This is a genomic window from Streptomyces lydicus (assembly GCF_004125265.1).
Taxonomy (GTDB): domain Bacteria; phylum Actinomycetota; class Actinomycetes; order Streptomycetales; family Streptomycetaceae; genus Streptomyces; species Streptomyces lydicus_C.
In genome coordinates this window covers 7539757-7558399 of sequence record NZ_RDTE01000003.1, presented here as the reverse complement: position 1 = coordinate 7558399, position 18643 = coordinate 7539757, and the positions used below count along the sequence as shown (strand labels likewise).

Genomic DNA, 18643 nt, shown 5'->3' with positions numbered 1-18643 from the left:
ACACCCTGAGGGGACAGCCCAGATGACCACAGCCGAGATGACCACGGCCTCGGTGGAGCAGCGTGCGCTCAGCGAGGTGAAACGAACCCGGCGTGCCTTCTACGGGCCCGCGTTCGTCGCCGCGGTGGCGTACGTCGACCCCGGTAACTTCGCGACGAATTTCCAGGCGGGCGCCAAGTTCGGCTATCTGCTGGTGTGGGTCCTGGTGGTCGCGAATGCCGTCGCCATGTTCATCCAGTACCTCTCGTCCAAGATCGGCCTGGCGACCGGGACGGACCTGTCGACCCTGTGCCGCCGCAGCCTGCCGCGCCCGATGTCACGGATGCTGTGGGTGCAGGCCGAACTGGTCGTCATCGCCACGGACCTGGCGGAATTCGTCGGCGCCGCCATCGGCCTCAACCTGCTCTTCGGGGTGCGGCTCTTCCCCGCGGGCGTCGCCACCGCGGTGATCAGCTTTGCGGTGCTCGCCCTCCAGCGCCGCGGCTACCGCCCCTTCGAGGTCGCCATCACCTTCCTGCTCTCGCTGATCGGCTTCGGCTTCCTCTACCAGCTGTTCGCGCTGGGCGGCCAGTCGGCAGCGGGCATTGCGGCGGGCATGGTGCCCCGCCTCGCGGGCACCGAATCCCTCACCCTGGCGGTCGGCATCATCGGCGCCACGGTCATGCCGCACGTCATCTATCTGCACTCCGCCATCACCGCGCAACGGCTCTCGCCGCGCACCCCCCGCGCCAAGAAGGTCGCGCTGCGCAGCCTGCGTATCGACTGTGTCTCCGGACTCGGTCTGGCGGGACTGATCAACCTGGCGATGTTCTGTGTCGCCGTCGCCCTGTTCCACCGGCGCGGCGGTGACTACAGCGGAAGCCTGCAAGCAGCTCACCACTCCCTCGGCCAGACCGTCAGCGGTATGGCCGCGCTGGCCTTCGCGGTGGCCCTGCTGGCCTCCGGGCTCTCCTCCTCCGGCGTGGGCACCTACGCCGGACAGGTCGTCATGCAGGGCTTCCTCCGCCGCCGGATTCCCTTGCTGCTGCGCCGCGGTGTCACCATGGCGCCGGCTCTGATCGCCCTGGCTGCCGGATTCTCACCGGACTCCGTGCTCGTCATCTCCCAGGTGGTGCTCTCCTTCGGCATCCCGTTCGCCCTCGTCCCTCTGGTGATGTTCACCCGGAGCCGCGAGCTGATGGGGGATTACGTCAACAGGCCGCTCACCACCGGGATCGGAGCGGTCCTGGCTTTCGTCCTGTCCGGCCTCAACCTCTACCTGCTCGGCCAGATCCTCCTCGGCTGACTCCCGGTGGCTGCTGGGGACTCCCGGGGACTCCCGGCGGACAGGAGGGCCCGCGGCCCCGGCGCCCGGGAGTGCGCGAACGGGTCCGTCAGGCCCGTCAGATCCGTCAGATCCGTCAGGGCAGTCAGCCGTGTGCCGCCGGGAGGAAGTGCAGGAGCAGCACATAGGCCCCGGTGCCCGCGAAGATGCTCAGCAGCACATTGCGCCGCCACAGGTACAGTCCGGCCGTCACGGCGATGCCCGTCGCTTCGGTCAGTCCGTAGGGGCTGGTGGTGACGTCGACACCGCGCAGCAGGTAGATGACCAGGATCACCATGATGCCGGCCGGCATGTGCTGGGACAGGAAGGCGGTCACCTGCGACGAGCGCAGCCGCCCGAGGAACGCGAAGGGAACGGCCCGCAGGGCGAAGGTGATGGTCGCGGCGATCACCAGCACCGAGACGATGTATCCGGTGCTAGGCATTGGCGTTCTCCTGGGGCCGGGTGAAGCGGTAGCGCACGAGCAGCGTGATGACGTAGAGGGTCATCGCCACCACGAGCATCTGGCCGGGCGCCACCAGCTGGGCGAAGAGACCGCATCCCGCGGCCAGAAGCGGAGCGGGCACATCCCGACCCGACCGGCACGCCTCGATCGCCAGCACGGTGAACAACGAGGTCAACGTGAAGTCCAGGCCGTCGATCGTGGGCAGAGCCCGACCGGTCAGCGCGCCGACCAGCCCGCCCCCGACCCAGTAGGACTGCAGCGACACCTGTGTCGCGATGATCCGCAGGCTGCTGAAGGAATCGGCCGACCGCGTCGCCGTGAGCGCGTAGGCCTCGTCGATCAGGGCGAACACCGCGTAGGTCTTGGCGGCTTTGCCCCGGACACGGTGCAGCGGGAACGACAGGCTGTAGAAGACATGCCGGAAGTTGACCAGCAGCGTCGTCAAGGCGATCGAGACCAGCGGACTCGCGGCCATCAACATGCCGACCAGCAGGAACTCCAGCGACCCGGCGTAAATCAGCCCACTGAACAGAGGCGTCCACCACCAGGCGAGCCCCGACTGCACGACCAGCAGCCCAAAAGTGATCCCTAAGGAGAACATCCCCACGCCGACCGGCAGGGTCTCCGCGAGCGCCTGACGGATGTCGGACGCTCTCTTCCTGTCCTGCGGCGGAGCAGGCTCGCCGCGTGCCGTACGCATGTGTGATGACATGGACGCAACTTTAGTAGGTCCATGTCCCCTTACTACGCAGGTCGTTGGCCTGATCCAGAAGAGGAAAGGCGGGCCGCCGTCGCCGGTGTCGGCGGCATGACGCGCCGGTGTCACCTACGGAACCGGCACGAGACCGGAGCCCGACCGCACCTGCACAAGGCGCCGTACGGGCAGCGGCAATTCCCTGTACGGGCGGCGGCCGTTCCGTCGAGAATGACCGGATGATCGCTACCCCGCCCACCGGACCCATCACACCTCCACGCGTCGTCACCGAGCTCGCGGCGGGGCGGCCGGCCCGGGCCGTATGGGAGAACGAACGCGGCGGACTGACCTTTCAAGTCGGCCTGGGCGACACCCGGCAGTTCGTGAAGTGGACACCGGCCGGCAGCGGCATCGACCTCGCGGCCGAGGTGGCACGCCTGCGGTGGGCGGCGAGGTTCACCGTGGTGCCACGGGTACTCGGTGAGGGCGCCGACCGAACGGGGTCCTGGATCGTCACCCATGGCTTGCCAGGACGCATGGCGGTCGACGACCGGTGGAAGCGCGACCCCGGCCCCGCGGTACGCGCGATCGGCTCCGGGCTGCGCGCCCTTCATGACGCACTGCCCGTCGCGAACTGCCCCTTCGACTGGTCCGCGGAAACGCGCCTGGAGGCTGTTCGGTCACGAGCGGCGGCAGGCCGGATCGATCCAGCTCACTGGCCTGAAGACCTTCAACACTTCGGAACGGTTGAGCGCGCGCTCGGCGTGCTCAGCGACATCCCGCCGGCCGACCAGCTCGTCGTCTGCCATGGCGACGCCTGCGCTCCCAACACCCTGGTCGGTGACGACGGCACCTGTACCGGACACGTCGACCTCGGCACGCTCGGTATCGCGGACCGCTGGGCCGATCTCGCCGTCGCCACGTGGAGCACGCAGTGGAACTACGGTCCGGGATGGGAAGAGCCGCTGCTCGAAGCCTACGGAGTCGATCCGGACCGGGAACGGATCGCGTACTACCGGCTGTTGTGGGGACTGTCGGACTGAACCTCGCACGCCGCGGTGATCCGGTGCGGGCCGCGCCCCGCCTCCCGTGCGCACGCCGCGGTGACATGGTGCGGGCCGCGCCCCCGCCTCCCCTTCGCATTCGCACGCCGCGATGACGTGGTGCGGGCCGGCCGCTCTCCCTTCTCCCGTTCGCACGTCACAGTTGAGTAATACAGCGATCCGGACATCAACGCGTGCAGCACTGACGGCATCTCACGTCGCAGCAACGACATGAGGAGTGACACGATGAACCGTAAGCGCCTACACCTGATCGCCGCCCCGGTCGCGGCCGCCGCTCTGTCCCTGAGTGTCGCCGGCTATCAGGCCGATGCGGCCACCGCATCGGCCCCGGGTGCTACGGCGCGGGCCGGCAAGGCCGCCACGGTGACGGCCGCCCCCTGCCTGGCCGATGCCACGACGCTGATCGGCGACCTCGACGGTGACAAACACCCGGACAGGATCAGCAACCCCGGCCTCACGGGCACCAAAATGACGGTCCAGTGGGGTGCCGGGAACGGTTCGTTCGGCAAGCCGTACCCCGTCAGCGCCCTTCTCGGCGCCAAGAAGGGGGAGATCGCGACCGCCGCGGTCGCCGACTTCCAGCGCGACGGCACCCTGGACATGGTCGTCAACCTCGTCACGCCGGCCGATGGCGACGACCCCTCGACGGCACGCGTCGCGGAGTACCGCCCCGGCCCCCTCAAGCGCGCGAACCTGACCTCCGCCAAGTCCCGGCACTCCGATATCGGCGATCGCGGCGAGGTCCAGCAACTCCGGATCGCCAACTACGGTGGCGACGCATACCCGGACCTCGCGATCCTCAACAACTCCGGTGACGGAGGGCTCGACCGGGACGTGCGCCTGACGAAGCCGGGCAGCGGCCCGGGGAGCTACGACTACGAACTGCAGCAGAAATACGGCGAGTTCGGAACCACGCCGGAGCCGCCGGCCATGCCGGGCGACGGCTGGAAGCACTTCTACAAGCCCTGCTCCTGACCATCACCGGGCGCCGACGGCCCTCCCTGACACGGACCGTCGGCGCCCGGCGCCGGAGCGGGCCGGACGTACGGTGAAGGCGCCGCCCTCGGCCCAGGTCCAGGGGCCGGGCTCATGCCCAGGCCCCGCAAGTCCCGGCCCCGGCCGCATGACACAGCCGCTGTCGGGAACGAAGTCGTCATCGGAAAGACCGGAGTCATCGCGGACTGCGGACTGGCTTCGCCGGAACTGGCCCAACGCTGATGCCGGCTGATGGGCAGTCGAAGCTCAGTGAACGAAGAGCCCAGCGAAGATCAGGGCGACGGGGAGGCCCAGGATTCCGGCAGCCATGAGCCAGCCGACACCCCGTGACGAATTACGGGCCACCTTGCGGCATAACCACGCAGCGGGCCCAAGATAGACGACGAGGAAAAAAACCACAAGGAAATCGATTCCTGAGCCCACAACAAACCCACTTTCTCCTGCGCCAACGCACGCTGCCATTCCACCTTGATGCGGCAGGCTGCACACCTCGGGGCCACTCCGACGCATGCGGGCGGCCCCGAGACGTGGACCTCACACTCTAGTGTGTGAGGTTGTCCGTGAACTCAGTTGCCGGTTCGTCGCAGTGGATGACATTGGACGGCCGATTACCAGGGCCGTCGCCGATGATCGGCACGGGCGGTGACACGTTCCACGGGTTGCCGCCGCTTCCCCGGTGGAAGGCATCGCAGGGACCGAAGGCGTTGCCGTTGGGAGCGGTGAACGGCAAGTTGGAGAAGTCTGTCCAGTCGCCACCGCTGATCCTCCCGCTCGAAGGACGGCCGAGGTTGTCGGTCATCTTGTCGTCGATATAGAGGTACAGGTCGGGCATATAGCTCTGGAACACGATGCCGTTGGGCGGAGCAGCGTCTTTGTTCACTTCCTCGTGCGTCGGCTTGACGCTGCCGTCCGCGCAGAACGCGGCGGCGATATCCTGCCAGATGGGAGGCGCGTTGCCGATCATGCTGCCGAACACATTGTTGTCGCCGCTGTTCTTGAAGAACATCGAGTAGATGTCTCCGGCGAAGTTTCGGACAGCGTAGTTGGTTTCGTTGTTCGCATTGATCTCGTCCACCCACGATTTCACATTGTCGTTGATGTTCTTGTGGGCGATCATCGCGCGGTATCCGTGGACACCGCCACCAACGGCGCGGAGATCCACACAGGTGTTATCCGAGTTCAGGCGTGCACCTCTGAAGTGGGGGAAGTATGCCTGCCCGGGTGTATCGCCGTCGGCGTACGGGTGGGCGGTGTGGACGTTCCCGTATTCAAGGGCATCCTGGGTGGTGTAGTCGATGTCCGGCTTGGCAATACCGTAGTCGGCTTCAATCGCCTTCATGACGTTGGTCACGAAGTACGGGAGGTGGGCGTTGCCGACCCGGACCCGGTAGCTCGCTCCTTCACTGCCGGGAATGATCTTTCCGCTCCCGTCGGAGACGAACGACACGTCGATATCGCTCTTGATCTTGTAGCTGTTGTCGCCCTTCAGCGCCACACTGGCCGGCTGCGCGGGATCGGGGCGCTGGTTGGACATGCCCATCCACACGGGAACTGACATAGCGGGCGCGGATCCGTTCGCGTTCGGTTTGTCTCCGCCGGCTTTGATGTCCTTGCGCCACTGTTCGGCTGCGTCCCAGGTCTTCTGGCCGGTGCACTCGCCCACCGCCTTGGCCGTGGGACAGCGGGCCTCATGGGTGAAGCCGCGCATATCCGCTGCGGGATTGTCCCAGCGGGGGCCTTCATATGCCAGCCCCATGGCCCAGTTGTAAAGCGTTTTCTGGGTCCGCAGCGGCGTGTACAGCTCCTCCGGCATGTTGGAGTCGAGGTTCTGGTTCGGGTCGAAGATCGACGCGGCTGTCATGGTCCGGTGGACGAACTTGCCGTTGATCGGTTTGAACGCTACGGAGTTCCAGGCGATGTCATGGTCGGCGGTACCCGTCTTCGTGTAGTTCGTCAACGTCACCAACGGTGTGGACGTGAACTTGTAGGCGCCTAGCGACACCCATTTTCCGTTGTTTGCATTCTGGTTCACGACCCGCTCGTACGGGCCACCGGCAGCACCGCTAATGAGGTACTTTGCCTGCCTGGCTTGTGCTCCGGTGTCAGGGATGTACGCGTAGACGGCAGCGAGGTCGTACGTTTTACCCGCCTTCCACTGACCCTCGATCGTCATCCGATTGCCTTCCCCGCCGAGGTTGTCCTCGTTACGGGTGTGGGTGTACCAGAAGTGGCCGCCATGGCCGCCGCCAATCGAATGCAGATCGGCCTTCGCCTCGTAGTGCTTGTCCCAGTCCGGAAAGAAAGTGAACTGGAACGTGCCTGTCGACGACTGCTTTCCGCAATTCGACCACGTTTCGGTTCCGTTGGGGATGGAAGCGATGACGTCTGCCCCTTGCGGGGCAGCACCGCACACCGGCTCGCCGTGCTCTAACCGATAGCCGCGGCCCGGCTCGGCGCGCAAGGTGACGTACTTAATGGCCTCGTGTCCACACGTATCTTTGCATTCAGGCTTCCAGGTGGCGTTTTCCTGGGTCCACCAGAACTGCCGATAACAGGCCTCGTCCGGGCAGTCGACCGGGTTGGCCGGGTCACAGCCGTTCTTCTTGTTGCAGAAGGTGTCCAGGGGCGGACTGACGAGGGCACGGTCCTCTTTGGTGAGCCACCAGGCCGGTTGAAATCCGGCGGAAGAGAATCCGTCCTCGCCCTTCCTGCCCTGACGACCATCGGTGGAGTAGGAGAAGCCGGTGTCAATGGACCAGGCAGCCCAGCCCATCACCTTCTCCTCATACGGCCAGTCCTGTGGATGTGCCGCGTCACGTATGTTACGCGGGTCGAGGTCGACATTCATGAACGGGTGCTTCCAAGCACCCTCTTTGTACATGGGATTTGCGGGGTTGTTGTACCAGCCCAGCCCCCAGTGGCCGCCGTTCTTCGAAGCGTCCGACTTGGAGTTGAAGCCGAGGTTGTAGTTCCACGCGGCGGTGAACCAGTTCTCCACCCGGGAGGGATCGTCGTTGTTCACCGTGATCTTCTGCCCCTCGGTGTGCACCTCGTTCCACTTGTCGGCGAGGATCTTCATGGAGGCAGCCACATTGGTGGCGTAGTCGACCGCGACCAACTTCTGAAGCTTCGGGTCGAGGCTCGTTTCGTGGTCCTTCTCGTGCCCCTTCAAGCGCATACCGTCCGTGATCTGCCCTACACCGTAACCGCAGTCGGATTTCTCCCATTTGATGCGCCAATACCCGAGGAGGGTGTCTTTCGCGCTGTGGCCGTAGTAACCATCCACGGCGGCCAACGGGTTGCCCATCTGACCGGGGATCGCACCCGATTCGGCCTGCCACAGATTGGACTCCTGCGCCAGGATGCCAAGGAGGACGTTGGCGGGGATCCGGCCGCCTCCGTTCAGCTTCGGCAGGGGGAATAACCCCTGCGGGTCGATCGAGCCCAGCCCGGCCTGATCGCGGTAGCCGCCCTGACGGATCCACTTGCTCCGCAGTTCGCCGCGCACGGCCATGTCCACGGCCCACTCAACCTGGTTCGGCGTCGGCTGCAACGCCTGCACGCTCATGTCGTTGCGCGAGACGGAACACCAGCGGTCGGTGTCACGAGGATCATGGGAGACGTTTTCGGGTGCCGGCGGCAGCAGGCGGGGCCGGCTGCCGCCGGTAAGGGCAGGAGAAAGACCGCTGCCGATGCGCGACTGCGTCGGGGCAACTCGCTGCTTGATCTCCTGCCGTGTCGTCGTGGCGGTCGAAGTGACGGTGATCGTGGTGTCGTCTCCCGTCGCGCCAGGGGCCCGCCCGGAACGGTTTCGCACACCCGCCTCGGGTTCGCTTACCTTGTCGAACCCCTTGCCGGCCGCTTTGATGCGGGTCAGTCCGGCGCGGACGCCAGGGGTAAGGACGGGGTCGACGGCGAGGCGGCCGTGGGAAGAGACATCGGTGCCGGCCGGCGCGTCGATCTTGGTGACGCCGCTTCCCTGCACCTTGACGTCCTTGGGACGGCCGGTGAGGAAGACCCGCCCCTCCGCGCCGGGCATGAGGTCGATGTCACCGAGGGGTCCCGTAGCGACCGTGCGCGGCTTACCGCGTCCGCCGTGCACCTTCGCCTGCGCCGTCGTCACGCTCTTGCGGTCCACAAAACTGATCCGGCCATCCGCCATGGGGCGGATATCGAAGGGGATACTGTCGCCCTTGGCCAGCCGACGGATCGTCCCCTTGTCATTGACATGGATGAGATCACGACCGAGACCAGCGACGACGCCGTCTTTCACCGGAGCCGCCGATGAGACCTGCCCTCGCAGTTCACCCGTCTTCATGACCGTCTTGCCGACCGTATTCACCGTGATAACCCGGGTCTTCACCTTCGACATGTCGTTCATGTCGCGGTACTGAGTGAAGGCGGCAGTATGCGTGAAGGTGTTGCAGGTGGGGTCGAAGTACGCGAGAGTCCCGGTGAACGGCAGCTTCGTCACCGTGCTGTTCTTGACGTTGACGACAGCAGTGAAGGCACCACCCTGCATAAGGTCTGGATGGTTCGTAAACGAGCGGGGTGCGTACACGACTGCCACGTGATCGGCATCCATGGCGCACTGATTGCCGATCCACGAGTCTGCGGGTACGCCGGGCTCGGAAAGTACGGCGGCAGTCCTCCAGGCGTAACCCTGCGCACTGTCGGCGACGAGAATCGTCAGACCGTTGGCGTCAGCAACTGCGGTGACAGCCCGGTCCGGAGATGACCTCCACTCCTTGCCGAGTTTCTTGTCCGGGTCCGTGACTCCGGTGGTCAGCGATGTGAGCCCGGCGGATGAGTTGTGCGTTCGTTGCGGTTCGGTGTCGGCAATAGCCGGTGTGGCAGTCTGTATGAGTCCGGTCAGGAGCGCAGTCGCCGTCAGGCCCGCAGCCGCAACGCGGGCCTGACGGCCGGGTCTGTTTAACTTCAATGGTTTTCCTCTCTCCGGAATTGCACATGAGGCAGGGCAGGGATACGCCGCTACAGGACATCTCGGCTCCCATACGCCGAAGGCGGCGGGTGAGAGCCGAGGTCGAAGTGCAGCGATTGGCCTGGGAAGAATCTGATTTCGGCGTGATCGGCGACCACAACTGAACCGAGCCGGGTGAGCCTGTGCAGCCAGGCGCCCCATTGGGCAGGCTGCGGAGGCCAGTTACGGATCTACCGGGCGGACTTGGCCTTGGCCGCAGCCCTCTTGATCGCTTCGACTGGTACGGGCGCGGAAGCCCTGTGGTCCGGACTGGGTGCGCCCGCGCTGTCGGTCAGGGTGTTGCGGTACGCCCCACGCTCATCGGAGCTGTAGTACATAGGGAACTTGAAGGTCGACTTGCCAGGAATCTTGCAGGCTTCCCGCCCGTTCAAGTCCTTTGTGTCGTCCACGGCCCGGGCAGCCGGGGCCATACCCAGGGCAGCAGCAGCGAGCATGCCAGGTGCGAATATGCGTCTCTTGCGTACTGCCCCTCTCAGGCACACCCCCTATCAACTCTGTGCAGATAGGGCGACTTGGAGCCCTTAGGGTGGATCATCACGTTTCGCCAGTCTTAGCACGAGATGACTTGAGTCCACCCCTCCGAGCGGTTGCCACCTTAAGCGCTGCATGCACACATCAGGCTGGCTTGCGTAGACCCTGTCCGGAATCCGGTCTCCACCCCCACCCAATCGGAATGAAGGTCAGCAGCCTCCCAGTAGCACGCTCGACTGTGAATTTCCTGTGAGTGGAATGTGACGGAGTGCCACACTCGTGAAGACGTTGGCTGGTTTGCGCCTACCTGTCGCAGCATTATTCGGCCCCTGAAGCGGCGTCACGGTGCCCGTCCAGGTCCCCCTGACCGCAACCTGACCACCCCAGGAGGCCCCGGACGTTCCCGGCGCGGGAGCCGTCCCTGCCCGTCATTCACCCGATGCGGCGATCGACGCGCTCGAAGTCGAACACGACTACCACCGGCTGCCGACCCCGCCCCGCCCGTGCCATTCCTGCGCATTCCCCACGTGGAAGCCATGCGAACGAGCGCGGAGCGCGCGCTCCTCACAAGCACTTTATGTATGCGCTTGATTACGATTCGTGCTTGTGAGGGTTCCGGCAGGGTGTCGCAGTGACCGCCCAGCGATGTGGAGCAGGGCGGCTCTTTGCGTGGTGCTGGCAGCCCTGATCCATGTGCTCGGCTGCGCGCACGGGCCGGCCCCGGCGGGAACGGGGCGTGCCGACACCTTCCTGGCGGTTTCCTCCGCCTGCTCTCAGGTGACGGAGACCACCGAGGGCACTCCCGCTGAATCGCCGGGTCACGGCGGGCACGGATCGGCCGAGTGCTCCGGAGCTGACGAGCCCTCCGTCCAAGCTCCACGGAGCATCGGGGCGCCCGAGCAGTCTGCCGTAGCCCCTCGGCCGGGCGACGTCGCCATGGTCACCGGCGCCTCGGCTGCGGTGAGGCCGCATGTCGGCAACGACTCCGCCGGCGCCGCGCACGGCCACACACGAGCCCTGCTCGGCGTGTGGCAGAACTGATCGTTTCCTGAGCCGCGCGAGCGAGCCTCCTTCCGGAGCTGTGCCGCCTTCCGGCTCGTGGTCAGTTCTGTCTCCTTCCACCCGTACATGACCGGCCGGCGCCGCATGACCGCACCGGCCGAGGGAGAAGCACGCCATGCACCACTTCGCCGTACCCACCGCCGTTCCTTCCGCGCCCGCCCAACTGCTCGCCGACGCCAAACGCCCCGTGCACACGCCGGCCGGACTCGTCGGCGACACCCCCGTGCTGTGGGTCGGGGAGCCGTTCACCGCGAGCGGGAGCGGCTTCTGGGCCAAGCTGGAGGGCCACAACCCCGGCGGCATCAAGGACCGGACCGCGCTGTACATGGTCCAGGCCGCTCGCCGGCGGGGTGATCTGCTCCCCGGCTCTCCCCTCGTCGAGTCCACCTCCGGCACCCTCGGCCTCGGACTCGCGCTCGCCGGGGTCACCTACGGCCACCCGGTCACCGTCGTCACCGACCCCGGGATGGAACCCCTGATGTCCGGGCTGCTCACCGCGTACGGAACCGAGGTCCAGATGGTCGCCACGCCGCACCCCGTCGGCGGCTGGCAGCAGGCCCGCCGTCAACGGGTCGAGGGGCTGCTGGCCGCGCATCCGGATGCCTGGTGCCCGGACCAGTACCACAACCCGGACAACGTGGCGGCGTACCGGCCGCTCGCCCATGAACTCGTGGCGCAGCTCGGCCGCATCGACGCCTTGGTCGTGAGCGTCGGCACCGGGGGCCACTCCGCCGGCATCGGCACCGTGCTTCGCGGCTTCTTCCCCGGCCTCCGCATCGTAGGAGTCGATACGACCGGATCCACCATCTTCGGACAGCCCGCCGGGACCCGGCTGATGCGCGGCCTCGGCAGCAGCATCTACCCGGGCAATGTCGCGTACGGCCTCTTCGACGAGGTGCACTGGGTCGCCGCTCCCGAGTCGGTGTGGGCGGCCCGGGCACTCGCGCGCTGCCGGTACGCCACCGGCGGCTGGAGCGTCGGCGCGGTCGCCCTGGTCGCCCGGTGGCTGGCCGGCCGGATGCCGGCCGAGTCGCGCATCGTCGCCGTCTTCCCCGACGGATTGCAGCGTTACGTCGGCACCGTCTTCGACGACACGTACTGTCGCCGGCACGGGCTCCTCGGCCACGAGCCCGCCTCCGACCCCCACGAAATCACCCACCCGAGCGAGGCGACTGTCACCTGCTGGACGCGGTGCACCACCGTCGTCGATCCGCTCGGTGCGACGCGCGGGCAGCAGCGGCCGGCGGAGGTATCCCGATGAAGTCCCTGTGGCGGCAGACCTGTTCATTCCCGATCGCTGCACGGCTGTTGATGACAAACCAGTTCGCCATCAACCTCGCGTTCTACATGCTCATGCCCTACCTCGCCGCCCATCTTTCCACCGACCTCGGCCTGGCGGCCTGGGCGGTCGGACTCGTCCTGGGCGTCCGGAACTTCTCCCAGCAGGGCATGTTCCTCATCGGCGGCACCATCGCCGACCGGTACGGCTACAAGGCCCCGATCATGGCCGGCTGCCTGCTGCGCACGGCCGGCTTCGGAATCCTCGGCTGGGTCGACAGCCTCCCGGCCCTCGTTGCCGCGTCGGCGGCCACCGGGTTCGCCGGAGCCTTGTTCAACCCGGCCGTGCGGGCCTACCTGGCAGCGGAAGCGGGCGACCGGCGCGTGGACGCCTTCGCGACCTTCAACGTCTACTACCAGGGAGGCATGCTCCTGGGTCCGCTCGTCGGCCTCGCCCTCCTGGCCGCCGACTTCCGCGCGGTGTGCGCGGCAGCCGCTGCCCTCTTCGCCGTGCTCACCCTGTTGCAGTGGCGCGCTCTGCCCGCCCGGCGCGGCGACTCGGCGGACCAGGGGGGTCACCCGGCGGCCGGAGTGCTGGCGCAATGGCGCACGGTCGTGTCCAACCGCCCCTTTCTCCTCTTCTCGACCGCGATGATCGGGTCCTACGTACTCACCTTCCAGGTCTACCTGGCCCTCCCACTCGCCGCCGATGAGGCCCTGGGAAGCAACGGGACCAAGGTCACCAGTGGGCTGTTCGTCGTCTCCGCAGTCGTCGCCGTCGCCGGGCAACTGCGCCTGACCGACTGGGCCAAGCGGCGCTGGAGTCCGCACGAAGCGCTTTTCCGCGGGCTGGCGGCCATGGGGCTGGCCTTCGTGCCTCCAGCGCTCGCCCAGCCCGGAGCGAGAGCGATGACCCTCGTCTCCTTGGTGACCGCGGTCGTGCTGCTCGCCATGGGCAGCGCGGTGGTCTACCCGTTCGAGATGGACACGGTCGTCGCACTCTCCGGCGGACGCCTGGTCGCCACCCACTACGGGCTGTACAACACCGTCTCCGGGGTGGGCATCACCTTGGGCAACCTCGCCACCGGAGCCCTGTGGGACTTCACCCGGCACCACCACATCGCCTGGCTGACCTGGTCCGCCCTCAGCGCCACCGGCCTCGCCTGCGCCGCTTCCGTCGCGGCACTGGCCCGGAGCGGACGCCTGACCGCGCGCCGGCCGTCAGCCGTCATCACCGCCTGAGCACGCGCCCCCAGGCGGCCCTGTCAGGATTCGTCGGCCGCAGGGTTGCGACGGGCCGAAGCAGCTCTTCTGCCCCGGTACACCATCACGCCGCATACCGCGAGGAAAAGGGCGGCAACCGCGACCACACCAGTCACCGTCCGCCCGGCAAACACCCTTGCCAGCAATTCCAGCGCGCCGATGCCGGCCGTCGCGTAGACCAGCGCCCAGCCCGCTCCCCCCACGAACAGTGCCGGCAGGTAGCGCGACAGAGGCATGCGCATGCTCCCCGCCAGGAAGTTGGCAGCGGTCTGGAACCCGACGGTCAGGAAGGAGACGGCCACCACCGGTGCGCCCCACCGCTGGATCGCCCGTTCGGCGCGCCGGAACTTGGCCGTGGAGACCCGCTCCGCGAGTCTGCCGCGCCTGGCACCGGCGCCGGCGAGCCAGCCGACGGCGAAGGTCCCTCCGGCGCGCAGCAGGACGATGGCGTAGAGACCGGCGGCTGTGAGCGCGACCTCATCCACGACGTCTCGCCCGCCGAGCCGGCCCCTCGCCGTCGCTCGCCTCTCCCGTCACCCGATGTCGCGATTCTCGCCCGAGCGGGCTTGCAAAGGGCACGAGTCCGGTCTCATACCTCACCTGCATCTGCTGGTCCGTCCCTGCCTGCATATCGAAGCGGCACTGGTTCCCGAGCACGACGCAGAGCGTTCCTGCGTCCACGGGCCTTCCGGGTACGGCCTCCCCTCAGCGCCACCCGGAACACCCAGATTAGGCGAACTTGCGTTCCCCGGGTACACGGCCGGGCCCTACGGCCGAGGCCCCGGGCGGAGCGCCCGGGCATTGGGCAAGCTCGCGGGATCGCGGGCGGACAACCTGGAGAGTTTCATGGATCTCACCATGCGGTCCGGAAGCAATCGATCGTTGCTCATGGAACCGGTCGAGGCCGATGGCGCCCCCGAAGACGCGCCGGCTCCCTTAAAGCCGGTGGCCGCACCTCTTCCCGAGGCGCGCGCCGCAGAAGCCGGAGTGCCGTTGGTGGTAGCCGGGGCCGACCCCGGCTACCTCATCCCGCAGGACATCGCGGCGCCGGGCATGCCCAACGGCGCCCGACGCATGGACGAATGGACGTCCGAGCTGACCGACGGCCAGCTCTCGGAGCTCCGGCACCTGCACGCGGACGCCTTCAGTGATGACGAGTTCCACCGGGGCGTACAGTTCATCGACTCCACCACCACCGGCGAGGCCGAGAAATACCTCTACGACAATTTCGACCACTTCCGTGAAGTCGCCGGGAACGCCAATCGGTTGATCCACGCGGGCGGCCTGAGGGTGCGCTACCCGTGGCGGGCATCCACCGATACCGCCCAGGGCCCTACCAAGGTCGGCTACACCGTGAGCCACATGCTCACCAAGACGTACAGTTATCCTCGACGTCCGAAACGCGAATCAAGCGGCGATCGACGACATTAAATGCATCGTCCAGAAGAATGACTGGGAAGACCATGTCATCTGGTACCCGTAATGGCTGGGCGCCGCGGAGGTTCCCCGCTGACCCCATCGCTGCAGAGCGTCTGCAGGAATGGCTGCTAGCGACTGACAAGCAAGCACTTGACGCGGTCGGTCTCGACTTCAGCGGCGCGGACATGTCGGGCGGCGACTTCGGTGAGTCGTGGTTCACTGACGCGAAGCTGACTGACGTAAACCTTGCCAAAGCCAACTTCTATCGCGCCGACATGGAGGGTGCCGATCTTTCAGGAGCTAACCTGACCAGTTCCTCACTAGTGCGAGCCAACCTCGACGATGCGGTACTGCGGGGCGCGAGTCTCGACGCGGCAGATTTTGTGAAGGCCTCGCTCTACGGCGTGGACGCATCAGGTGCAAGCTTCCGCGGCGCGCGGCTCATGGGGGCGTCCTTTCTGGACGTGAGAATCTGCGGGGCAGATTTGACGAATGCGGTAGTGCAGGAAAATTCTTTTCAGGTCAGACTCGACGATAGAACGATCCTGCGTGGATTGTCAGGATCAGTATTCGGGCCGATTGAATTCGTCGGGGGTGAGGGAGTTCAAGAGATTGACGGAGCTGAACTCGAGCGTTGGATCAAGGAAAGGGGAGGAAAAGTAGAAGTTATCCCACGGAAAATTAAAACTGGGAACTGACCTGCGCGACATCGACTCGTGCGACAAGCTGAAGGAGCACTCCTGCCGGTACTGAAACGCCGGGTAAGCAGACAGCAAAGCTCTCCGGCAGAGCGATGCCTCCAAGGCGGTTGCCTCGCCGCATTCCAATGCGGCCAAACCGTAAGGAAGTTCCATGCCGACTCTGATGCGCGCACCGAGGGAATGCGGCTCATGGTTCTGGGATCTTGAGGACGTAACCGCGCCGGAGCTGGAACCAGCTCTTGAGACGGCCGCACGCATGTCTGCCCTCCTGCAGGCGAACGAGTTGCTGGAACCCGTCTCCTTGGAGTGGAGCTGGTTCGAGGTGGGCAAGGGTGGGCTCGGCATTCACAGTCGGCTCGACATCGTGGGGCGTTCCCTGGATAGCGCCGAGATTGCCGAACAGGCACGGGCATGCCAACCGGTCGGCTACCCGTCCGCAGAGATGTCGGAGATCTCGGTGGTGGGTTCGGGTATCTGGCTCGATGCTGAAGGAAGCCGTCATCGTGAACCTGGCCTGGTCGAACTCGGCGTATCTCCCGATATCATCGGTTCCTCAGCGGAACTCTCGGTCTACCACGATGTGTGGGGCCTATGTGATTTCCGAGGGAGGCCACATCCCGCCGTGCATGCGCACAATGCCCCACGCCTAGCAGCAGCACTGCGAGGTCTGGACAACTTGCTGGGAGTCTTGGCCGAGCCTGGCGAGCCGACGTATTTTGGCGTTGCCGAAGGCCATGGGGTCAAGGCCCCCGACATCACAGACGGGCTTGGGCCCAATCTGACCGACCTGCTGTGACGAAAGGTGCCGAGCCGGCCGAGCCTTCGCCCCACGTGTCTCGCCGAGTTGACCGGCACGAGGTAGTGGACGACCGGCGTGGCATGTGGCTGGTGGCTGCCCCGCCCTCTTAGCCAGCGCCTGTCCCACCTGCGTCGGGGAGGTGCGGCCACCTCACCGGTGGCGCCATGGGCGTCGGGTAGGGGCAAGCGGGCGCGGTAGCCAAGGCACTGTCGTTCGCTGGCAAGTCGGGAAGGGTCATCGACCCGTTGAGGTGCATCACCAAGGGGCGACCCTCAAGTGACCGAGAATTCTCCAGGCAGGGTGTTGGAGCGACTGCGTGCCATTGACTGGGCCGACGATTTCGCGGCATCCGATCACGCCAATTCGCGTGCTTTGCTCATGCGCGAATACCTCCGACGAGCCGCTCTGTGGGCGCGTGCTTGTGGGGCAGAGCAGTCCTGGCCTTTCTTCGACGTCGCGGAGCACGTCGATGCGGAGTTCCAGACCCCCCCGATGTCGCCGCCGAAATGGAAGAAGTCCTGGCCGGACTCGCCCCGACTTCGCTGAAGCGGACCTGCCGAGCCGCTATCCGGTGGGCGGCGCTCCGTGACGTCCGAGACGACCTGCCTGCCGATCTGCCGGACCCCTATGAACCGCTCCTCCTCATGTACGAACGGGGCGGTGGGTACTTCCTGGAGGAGTGTCTCGACCTCAACGGCGTGATGATCCGGCTCGCAACGTGGAGAGCAACGCTTCCTCCACGTCTTTCGTCACGCTCGCCCCAGCGACACTCGATGCGCTCGATGCCGAAGGCCAGATCACCTACTACGCGAAGGTCAGCGAGGGCTACCCCCGGCACAAACCGCGCGGAATCGTCCGGCGTCGAATCGACGAAGGCCAGACGTATGACGAAGCCTTCACCCGGCGCCTCCGCTGGGAGCCGACCGAGTACCTCAATCTGTACGACCTCGGTCACAACGAAGTGGACCATGTCAAGATCACAGAGATCGAGGCTGCCGCGTTCATCGAATCGGTGACGGCGAAGATCCTTGGCTCCCCTTCGGCCACACCGTGACCGTCACCTTCTTGCCTGCTCGCCGTTTCCTGCCTCGCCTATGACGGGAGGAGCCCGATCGAGGACGAGCCGGAGTACCTGCCCAAGCACCTCCTGCAGCACGGTTGGCTCGGCGAGTTCCCCACGTGAGGCACCTGGCACCATGATCGAGTCCGACTACCTGCCCAGCGAGCTGCTCAACCGCGGCGACGGGGCGATTTCCCGACCTGAGGTACAGATGATCACAAGCGTTCCCCGCCATCCCTTTCCCACAGGGAACGCGGAAGACGGCCTCGCCGTGCTCCAGGAGAATGCTCAGGAACTGATCGACGGTCTGGAAGCGGGCACCGCCGATCTGGGCGATGCCCTGGGCACCACGCTCACCCTGGCCCAGGCACACTGCCTGATGGACCCGCGGGCCGCGATCTTCCCCACGTGGGACGCCTGGGTGAATGCGATGCAGGTCGGCTCTGCCCTGTTCGCCGCCGCAACCACTACCGAAGAGCACGTGCAGTGCCGCATCGCGCACAAGGACCGCACGCTCCAGGCCACCGGCCCGGAGTGGTACGTGCACCCGGGATCCTGGCTCAGCGCCTTCTACCTGGCGGTGGTGTGCAGGGAGAAGGACAGGATCACATCGCTGTGCCGGGTGCCACTGTCCGTGCTGCGAGAGAACGGCTCGCGCTTCGGGGAGTACGACTACGCCTGGATCGACACTCTCCAGACCTCTTGGCTCGGAGGCCAGGACCTCGTCCCGAAGCTGGTGACTGCGGTCGACGCCACCGCCCCGGACGCCGTCGACGACCCTGAGACGGTGGGCAAGCTGCTGTACCCCCCGATGGAGATGTTCCACCGCTTCGTCCGCAAGGACCGGGAAGGCTTCAATCGAGCGCTGGCCAACGCCCTCCAGTGGCACAAGGAGTACTGGAGCGAGGAGGAGCGAGCCTTCCAGATCGCGGGCCTCGTCGCCCTCGCCCCTCTCGCCATGGCCTGCATCGCCCACGACGCGGGCATCCCCATCGAGGTCGAGTCCGAATATCTGCCCGCCGTCCTCATCAAGCGCAACTGGTGCGGCGAGTTCCCCACGTGAGA

The 18643-nt window shown here is 66.2% G+C and carries 14 protein-coding genes; 10 read left to right on the top strand and 4 right to left on the bottom strand.

Annotated features, from left to right (window positions below):
* The first annotated feature begins 22 nt into the window (after positions 1 to 22).
* On the top strand, positions 23 to 1285 hold the full coding sequence (locus D9V36_RS35845; protein ID WP_129297430.1) for an Nramp family divalent metal transporter: 1263 nt from the start codon (positions 23 to 25) through the stop codon (positions 1283 to 1285).
* A 124-nt stretch (positions 1286 to 1409) separates the two neighbouring features.
* Here the strand turns inward: D9V36_RS35845 and D9V36_RS35840 are convergent, their stop codons facing one another.
* Both D9V36_RS35840 and D9V36_RS35835 read right to left on the bottom strand, forming a co-directional pair.
* Complete coding sequence (locus tag D9V36_RS35840) at positions 1410 to 1748, bottom strand: branched-chain amino acid transporter permease (RefSeq protein ID WP_129297429.1); 339 nt, start codon at positions 1746 to 1748, stop codon at positions 1410 to 1412.
* A complete protein-coding gene (locus tag D9V36_RS35835) occupies positions 1741 to 2481 on the bottom strand; it encodes an AzlC family ABC transporter permease (RefSeq protein ID WP_241721166.1) in 741 nt (246 codons plus the stop codon). The genes D9V36_RS35840 and D9V36_RS35835 overlap by 8 nt, the downstream gene beginning before the upstream one ends.
* A gap of 221 nt (positions 2482 to 2702) precedes the next feature.
* Between D9V36_RS35835 and D9V36_RS35830 the strand changes: the two genes are divergently transcribed.
* Together D9V36_RS35830 and D9V36_RS35825 are read left to right on the top strand one after the other, a co-directional pair.
* Positions 2703 to 3506: an aminoglycoside 3'-phosphotransferase gene (locus tag D9V36_RS35830; RefSeq protein WP_129297428.1), complete on the top strand. Its 804-nt coding sequence runs from the start codon at positions 2703 to 2705 to the stop codon at positions 3504 to 3506.
* A 246-nt stretch (positions 3507 to 3752) separates the two neighbouring features.
* On the top strand, positions 3753 to 4502 hold the full coding sequence (locus D9V36_RS35825; protein WP_129297427.1) for an FG-GAP repeat domain-containing protein: 750 nt from the start codon (positions 3753 to 3755) through the stop codon (positions 4500 to 4502).
* Between the two features lie 562 nt (positions 4503 to 5064).
* Here the strand turns inward: D9V36_RS35825 and D9V36_RS35820 are convergent.
* Positions 5065 to 9465 carry a hypothetical protein gene (locus D9V36_RS35820; RefSeq protein ID WP_129297426.1) on the bottom strand — a complete coding sequence of 1467 codons (4401 nt, stop codon included), beginning with the start codon at positions 9463 to 9465 and terminating at the stop codon, positions 5065 to 5067.
* 1708 nt (positions 9466 to 11173) lie between these two features.
* Here D9V36_RS35820 and D9V36_RS35810 point away from each other — a divergent pair.
* Both D9V36_RS35810 and D9V36_RS35805 read left to right on the top strand, forming a co-directional pair.
* A complete protein-coding gene (locus D9V36_RS35810) occupies positions 11174 to 12319 on the top strand; it encodes a PLP-dependent cysteine synthase family protein (RefSeq protein WP_129297424.1) in 1146 nt (381 codons plus the stop codon).
* Entirely contained in the window at positions 12316 to 13578 is a 1263-nt protein-coding gene (locus tag D9V36_RS35805; RefSeq protein ID WP_129297423.1) for an MFS transporter, read from the top strand. The genes D9V36_RS35810 and D9V36_RS35805 overlap by 4 nt, the downstream gene beginning before the upstream one ends.
* A gap of 23 nt (positions 13579 to 13601) precedes the next feature.
* Here the strand turns inward: D9V36_RS35805 and D9V36_RS35800 are convergent, their stop codons facing one another.
* Positions 13602 to 14084 (bottom strand): DedA family protein, encoded by a 483-nt coding sequence (locus tag D9V36_RS35800; RefSeq protein WP_129297422.1) that lies wholly within the window; start codon positions 14082 to 14084, stop codon positions 13602 to 13604.
* A gap of 361 nt (positions 14085 to 14445) precedes the next feature.
* Between D9V36_RS35800 and D9V36_RS35795 the strand changes: the two genes are divergently transcribed.
* From D9V36_RS35795 to D9V36_RS35775, 5 genes are all read left to right on the top strand, one after another.
* Positions 14446 to 15030, top strand: coding sequence for a hypothetical protein (locus D9V36_RS35795; protein ID WP_129297421.1), 585 nt, complete (start codon positions 14446 to 14448; stop codon positions 15028 to 15030).
* A 17-nt stretch (positions 15031 to 15047) separates the two neighbouring features.
* Positions 15048 to 15716 carry a pentapeptide repeat-containing protein gene (locus D9V36_RS35790; protein WP_241721165.1) on the top strand — a complete coding sequence of 223 codons (669 nt, stop codon included), beginning with the start codon at positions 15048 to 15050 and terminating at the stop codon, positions 15714 to 15716.
* A gap of 154 nt (positions 15717 to 15870) precedes the next feature.
* Positions 15871 to 16515 (top strand): hypothetical protein, encoded by a 645-nt coding sequence (locus D9V36_RS35785; protein ID WP_241721164.1) that lies wholly within the window; start codon positions 15871 to 15873, stop codon positions 16513 to 16515.
* A 721-nt stretch (positions 16516 to 17236) separates the two neighbouring features.
* Positions 17237 to 17572 (top strand): hypothetical protein, encoded by a 336-nt coding sequence (locus D9V36_RS42345; protein ID WP_241721163.1) that lies wholly within the window; start codon positions 17237 to 17239, stop codon positions 17570 to 17572.
* A 142-nt stretch (positions 17573 to 17714) separates the two neighbouring features.
* Positions 17715 to 18641, top strand: coding sequence for an immunity 49 family protein (locus tag D9V36_RS35775; RefSeq protein ID WP_241721162.1), 927 nt, complete (start codon positions 17715 to 17717; stop codon positions 18639 to 18641).
* Positions 18642 to 18643: the final 2 nt, after the last annotated feature.

Bases quoted from the DNA above. Each gene is read 5' to 3' on its own strand.
- D9V36_RS35845 (WP_129297430.1), top strand. From the start codon at position 23: ATGACCACAGCCGAGATGACCACGGCCTCGGTGGAGCAGCGTGCGCTC.
- D9V36_RS35840 (WP_129297429.1), bottom strand. From the start codon at position 1,748: ATGCCTAGCACCGGATACATCGTCTCGGTGCTGGTGATCGCCGCGACC.
- D9V36_RS35835 (WP_241721166.1), bottom strand. From the start codon at position 2,481: ATGTCATCACACATGCGTACGGCACGCGGCGAGCCTGCTCCGCCGCAG.
- D9V36_RS35830 (WP_129297428.1), top strand. From the start codon at position 2,703: ATGATCGCTACCCCGCCCACCGGACCCATCACACCTCCACGCGTCGTC.
- D9V36_RS35825 (WP_129297427.1), top strand. From the start codon at position 3,753: ATGAACCGTAAGCGCCTACACCTGATCGCCGCCCCGGTCGCGGCCGCC.
- D9V36_RS35810 (WP_129297424.1), top strand. From the start codon at position 11,174: ATGCACCACTTCGCCGTACCCACCGCCGTTCCTTCCGCGCCCGCCCAA.
- D9V36_RS35805 (WP_129297423.1), top strand. From the start codon at position 12,316: ATGAAGTCCCTGTGGCGGCAGACCTGTTCATTCCCGATCGCTGCACGG.
- D9V36_RS35795 (WP_129297421.1), top strand. From the start codon at position 14,446: ATGGATCTCACCATGCGGTCCGGAAGCAATCGATCGTTGCTCATGGAA.
- D9V36_RS35790 (WP_241721165.1), top strand. From the start codon at position 15,048: ATGACTGGGAAGACCATGTCATCTGGTACCCGTAATGGCTGGGCGCCG.
- D9V36_RS35785 (WP_241721164.1), top strand. From the start codon at position 15,871: ATGCCGACTCTGATGCGCGCACCGAGGGAATGCGGCTCATGGTTCTGG.
- D9V36_RS35775 (WP_241721162.1), top strand. From the start codon at position 17,715: ATGATCGAGTCCGACTACCTGCCCAGCGAGCTGCTCAACCGCGGCGAC.